The sequence below is a fragment of the Neochlamydia sp. EPS4 genome (assembly GCF_000813665.1).
GTDB lineage: Bacteria > Chlamydiota > Chlamydiia > Chlamydiales > Parachlamydiaceae > Neochlamydia.
On record NZ_JSDQ01000067.1, the window covers coordinates 1 to 3596 of the forward strand.

Sequence of the window (3596 nt, forward strand, 5' to 3'; positions counted from 1 at the left end):
GTGTTGATGATTAGAGCGGTTTATCATTTACCCCTCCGTGCTGTGCGAGGATTTGTGTCATCGCTGATTACTTTGCTGGCTTTGGGATTGCCTGTTCCTTGTTATACCCGCATTTGTAGGCGTGCTAAAGAGCTTGGGCAAGAGCTTACAAAGCTAAGCCGTAAGCGTCCAACAGACATAGTCTTTGATTCCACTGGAGTGAAAGTTTATGGTGAAGGAGAGTGGAAAGTACGCCAGCATGGCAAAGTAAAGCGGAGGACTTGGAGAAAGATTCACTTAAGCGTTTGCCCAGACTCGCATGAGATTATTTTGAGTGAATTAACAACTAGCAATAAAGCTGATGATTTAGTGGCGAGCCAAATGATCCCCAAGCTGCCAAAGAGCGTAAAGACCACTTATGGAGATGGCGCTTATGATAGACAAGCTTTCTATCGATCGTCTTATGTTCGGGGGATAGATCCTGTAGTGCCTCCAAGAAGAGGAGGAAGGCTAAGCCAAGAGACGGACAAACCTTGGATGAAAAAAAGGAATGATAACTTAAAAGTCATTCAAGGCTTGGGAGGAGATGATGAGGCTAGGCAGGTTTGGAAGAAGCTTAGTGGCTATCATAGAAGATCGCTTGCCGAAACGGCGATGTACCGCTTTAAAAGAAGCTTTGGAGGAGATTTTCGCTCTAGGAAGCTAGACTATCAGCGGGCAAAATTATATGCTAAATCTTTGGCGATGAATAAGATGGCGGCACTTGGAATGCCCCAAGGACAATGGGTGCTAACTTGATAAGCTTTTAAACAGACCAACTATTAGGTCATTTACGCAACAAGGCCTTCTAAATGTATATTTCTTTCTTTGAAAAAGAGGAGAAAAAAATGAAGCTTGATCTTCTTGATATTTATACGGCCTATCTTATCAGCTAGAATCAACAAGCAACAGCTACAGGACTATCCAACCTTTTAGATGGTAAGGTTAGCCATGATAAAATCATCCATTTTCTTAATAACAATCCAGGCGGATCAAAAGAGCTATGGCAATATGTTAAAAAGCAAGTGCGCCATCTAGAACAAGATAAAGGAGGTGTATTGATTATTGATGATACGATAGAAGAAAAACCCTATACAGACTTAAGGAAGATCAAGTAAAAGGGATTAATCTACTTTCCTGCCTTATTAGCTATGGAGATTACACTTTTCCCATCGGCTTTGAAGTAATCAAAAAAGATATGCATTTTTGCGATGTGAAAACAAAGAAGAAAAAAGGCAGTCATCCATTACTAAAAACCAACATTTCAGAGCGCTTATCCAACAGGCAGTTACCAATCAAGCGAAGTTTGAGTATGCGCTGGCTGACAATTGGTTTGGCACTAAAGATAATATGGAATTTATCCATTCTGAACTTAAAAAGATGTTTATATTTGGCATAAGATCTAATCGATTAATTGCTTTCTCTCACGAACAAAGGAAAAAAGGTCAGTAGCAAAATTTAAACAAGAAAACGTCGGGCTGGATTTCGATCAAAACCTACGCTCACATAGTAGTTAGATGGCACAGCTAATATATAAGGGCAGCATTCTTGCTCTAGATAAGCTCTTAAGGAATAAACTCCATATACCTCGTCTCCCACTACCCAAGAAGGCCTGATCCCATGGCTAAAAGCTCGCTGTAGCATCAGCATAGCTAATTATATTTTCGTTTTAAATTTAACTTCTCTAGGTATACCCGCTCTTGCTCTACGTTCTTCATCTAAAAACCATTCTTCGGGGATATATAGCTCTCGATCAATTAGTACGTGGCCTTGGTTAGTTGCATAGGAAAGGAAAACCCCTACTTGACAATTCTCAATTCTTCCTGCTGTTCCACTATATTGTCTTGCCACTCCTGCTGAATGCTTACCTTTCTTTAAAAAGCCCGTCTCATCTATAGCTAGTATACCGCCTTCTTTATCTTTCAACACTTCCATTTGCAACCCATCTCTGATTGCATCTGCTTGCCATAAACCACGGCGTAGTAGATGTTGAAAAGCATACGGGGTTTGTAAGCCGGCCTCTTCTGCCAATTGCCAGGTATTTTTACGTTCTGCTTTGCTCATTAATCCCCATGTATATTGCAAAGCTACTTGTCTAGCTTCTTCCCGGCTAAAAAAAGGCCTTAAAAATAAGGCTAGCTCTTCTTTTTTTTGTTTTATAGTTTGGTTTATTGCTTTCAATTCCATCCCTCACCTCCCTACTTAACAAATAAAATAGCATACTATATTTTTTATTACCACTGTAGTACTACCATGCTCTAAAAGTAATGGCAGCAACCTCTTTTAGCATTACGTTCGATCAGTGGGCCCTTGATAACTCCCAGTTTGACTGAGGCTATCTAATCGTTTCCTCCATGTGGCAAGCTCTGTGGGTAGCTTTTCTTTTAATCCATCGTAGGTAAGATTTAGTTTATGCGCGGAGAAATAAGTTATCCTTTTATCAGAAATTTGAAGTAGCTGGCCTTTAACTGAAAAGCTGTCCGCCACAAAGAAACAAACCCATGCGATTAAAGGAAATGATTCGAGGCTCATTTCTAATAAAGCATTCTTATTGACTTTTCTTAGGGCGTCGACAGCATGCTTTTTGACTTTTCTTAGGGCGTCGACCCCATACTTTGGGGCAATATAATCGCCCCCCTTGAGAATTTGGATGAGAGCATCTAGCACTTCATTAGCAATTTCGCCTCCTAGCCCTGCCGCTCTTCCTAAAGCATCGGCAGCATGCTTTTGGGCAATACCATCGCCCTCCTTGAGAATTTGGATAAAAGCGTCTACCGCCTCCTTAGGAAACTCGCTTCCCTGCTTTGCCGCTCTTTTTAGAGCGCAGGCAGCATGCATTTTGGCATAACTCTTTCCCTCCTTGAGAACTTGGACAAAAGCATCTACCGCTTCCTTAGGAAGCTTGCCTCCTTGCCTTGCCGCTCTTTTTAGAGCGCAGGCAGCCCCACGCGTGGCCTCGCTATCCCCCTCCTTGAGAATTTGGACAAGAGTATCTAGAGCCTTCTTAGGAAGCTTACCTCCTTGCATTGCCACTGTTCCTAAAGCATAGGCAGTCCCACGTATGGCTATGGCATTGCTATCCCCCTCCTTGAAAATTTGGACAAGAGTATCTAGAGCCTCCTTAGAAAACTCGCTTCCCTGCTTTGCCGCTCTTTTTAGAGCGCAGGCAGCCGCACGTATGGCTATGGCATCGCTATCCCCCTCCTTGAGAATTTGGACAAGAGTATCTAGAGTCTCCTTAGAAAACTCGCTTCCCTGCTTTGCCGCTCTTTTTAGAGCGCAGGCAGCCGCACGTATGGCATAACTATCCCCCTCCTTGAGAATTTGGACAAGAGCATCTACCGCTTCCTTAGGAAGCTTGCCTCCTTGCATTGCCACTGTTTCTAAAGCAATGGCAGCCGCAAGTATGGCATTGCTATCCCCCTCCTTGAGAATTTCGACAAGAGCATCTACCGCTTCCTTAGAAAGCTTACCTCCTTGCCTTGCCACTGTTTCTAAAGCATCGGCAGCCCCACGCGTGGCATCACTATCCCCCTCCTTGAGAATTTGGACAAGAGCATCTACCGCTTCCTTAGAAA

At 43.0% G+C, this 3596-nt stretch carries 5 protein-coding genes; 2 read left to right on the forward strand and 3 right to left on the reverse strand.

What is annotated here, in order from left to right; all coding sequences use genetic code 11:
* Window positions 1-777 (forward strand): IS5 family transposase (locus tag DB42_RS07245; RefSeq protein WP_044882385.1); only part of this gene is annotated, 777 nt, incomplete at its 5' end.
* A 447-nt stretch (window positions 778-1224) separates the two neighbouring features.
* Window positions 1225-1470: a hypothetical protein gene (locus tag DB42_RS11285; protein WP_155117465.1), complete on the forward strand. Its 246-nt coding sequence runs from the start codon at window positions 1225-1227 to the stop codon at window positions 1468-1470.
* A 6-nt stretch (window positions 1471-1476) separates the two neighbouring features.
* Here the strand turns inward: DB42_RS11285 and DB42_RS07255 are convergent, their stop codons facing one another.
* The 3 genes from DB42_RS07255 to DB42_RS07265 all read right to left on the reverse strand — a co-directional run.
* Window positions 1477-1662 carry a hypothetical protein gene (locus tag DB42_RS07255; protein WP_044882386.1) on the reverse strand — a complete coding sequence of 62 codons (186 nt, stop codon included), beginning with the start codon at window positions 1660-1662 and terminating at the stop codon, window positions 1477-1479.
* Between the two features lie 12 nt (window positions 1663-1674).
* The gene (locus DB42_RS07260; protein WP_044882387.1) at window positions 1675-2205 is read right to left on the reverse strand and encodes a transposase; all 531 of its coding nucleotides are present in this window, start codon (window positions 2203-2205) and stop codon (window positions 1675-1677) included.
* 102 nt (window positions 2206-2307) lie between these two features.
* Window positions 2308-3596, reverse strand: a 1289-nt coding sequence (locus DB42_RS07265) for a HEAT repeat domain-containing protein (RefSeq protein WP_044882388.1), incomplete at its 5' end; no start/stop codon positions are given.

Coding starts and splice junctions, on each gene's coding strand:
- DB42_RS07255 (WP_044882386.1), bottom strand. CDS start 1,662: ATGCTACAGCGAGCTTTTAGCCATGGGATCAGGCCTTCTTGGGTAGTG.
- DB42_RS07260 (WP_044882387.1), bottom strand. CDS start 2,205: ATGGAATTGAAAGCAATAAACCAAACTATAAAACAAAAAAAAGAAGAG.